The sequence below is a fragment of the Kaistella sp. genome (assembly GCF_032060305.1).
In the GTDB taxonomy this organism is placed as follows: Bacteria; Bacteroidota; Bacteroidia; order Flavobacteriales; family Weeksellaceae; genus Kaistella; species Kaistella yananensis.
Genome location: NZ_DAMBHK010000055.1, coordinates 1 through 1294 on the forward strand (window position 1 = coordinate 1; position 1294 = coordinate 1294).

The window sequence follows — 1294 nt, forward strand, 5'->3', positions numbered from 1 at the left end:
AAAAACTGAAATTAGGATATATATCATGTTAATATTTCTAAATTTATTATTGATTTAATAAATATCGTTTTACCTTTGTAGTACAAAATAAGAGAAGATTTATTAAGAATATTAAAATTAGAAACAATGAAAAAGGTAAATAATTTCAAAATGTTGCTCTTAGCCTTAGGACTTTTCTCCGGAATGGCAAGCGCCCAGGCGATCAGCAGCAAAACGGTGAAGACTACTGTTTCAGGAACATCTACGATGCACGACTGGACGATGACCTCAACTTCCGGAACTTTTTCAGGTACAGTAGCAGGAAATGCCATCAACAACATTCAGTATAATCTTGGAGCTAAGACCCTGAAAAGTGGAAAAGGTGCGATGGACAGCAATGCGTACAAAGCGATGAAAGCGGATAAATTCCCGAACATCACCTTTACAGCTACTTCTGTGAATATTGGTAAAGGTACCATCACAGGAAAATTAAAAGTAACTGATGTTACGAAAACAGTAAGTTTCCCGGTTACCGTTGCAAAATCAGGCAACTCTTATACAATTACCGGTACTGAAACTATTAAAATGACCGATTACGGCGTTACTCCTCCATCTTTTATGATGAATACAGTGAAAACCGGAGACCTTATTAAAATCACGGTTAATGTAACAGCCAACTAAGAAATCAAATAATACTAATATATTTAAATTTTAAAAATATGAAAACTATGTTAATGAGAGCTTCAATGCTTGCAGTACTGTTCTCCGGAGTAATTAGTGCACAAGATACTACCACTTCTATGAGAGATTATTTAGCTCCTGAAAAAGCCAGCAGAAATGTATTTGAAGATCCAAAAGGAGCTTCTCCAGAATTCGATGGTGTGAAAGTTTCCGTTGGTGGCGATTTCGCTTTACAGTTCCAGTCGCTTGATCACTCTACAGAAGCACCTTCTTTAGGTACCGTAGGTACTACAACAACTCCTAACACTTTACAGGTGATGGGTAGTGATTTCAACCTTCCTACAGCGAACTTAGATTTGAATGCATACCTTGCTAAAGGGGTAAAAATGCACTTAAGAACATATCTTTCTGCACGTCACCACAACGAAGCCTGGGTTAAAGGTGGATACATCCAAATCGATGATCTTGATTTCATTAAAGAAGGTTTCGCAGCAAATATCATGAAACACGCGAGAGTAAAAGTGGGTATGGATGAAATTAACTATGGTGATTACCATTTCAGAAGAAGTGATAATGCTGAAACCATCAATAACCCATTCGTAGGAAACTTTATCATGGATAATTTCTCTACAGA

At 36.8% G+C, this 1294-nt stretch carries 1 protein-coding gene and 1 pseudogene; both read left to right on the forward strand.

What is annotated here, in order from left to right:
- The first annotated feature begins 126 nt into the window (after positions 1–126).
- Positions 127–660 carry a YceI family protein gene (locus tag V5N63_RS08470; RefSeq protein ID WP_332033594.1) on the forward strand — a complete coding sequence of 178 codons (534 nt, stop codon included), beginning with the start codon at positions 127–129 and terminating at the stop codon, positions 658–660.
- A gap of 38 nt (positions 661–698) precedes the next feature.
- A pseudogene (locus V5N63_RS08475) lies at positions 699–1294 on the forward strand (hypothetical protein); the annotation flags it as partial.

Excerpts from the sequence above, each read along its gene's own strand:
- V5N63_RS08470 (WP_332033594.1), top strand. The coding sequence starts at position 127 with ATGAAAAAGGTAAATAATTTCAAAATGTTGCTCTTAGCCTTAGGACTT.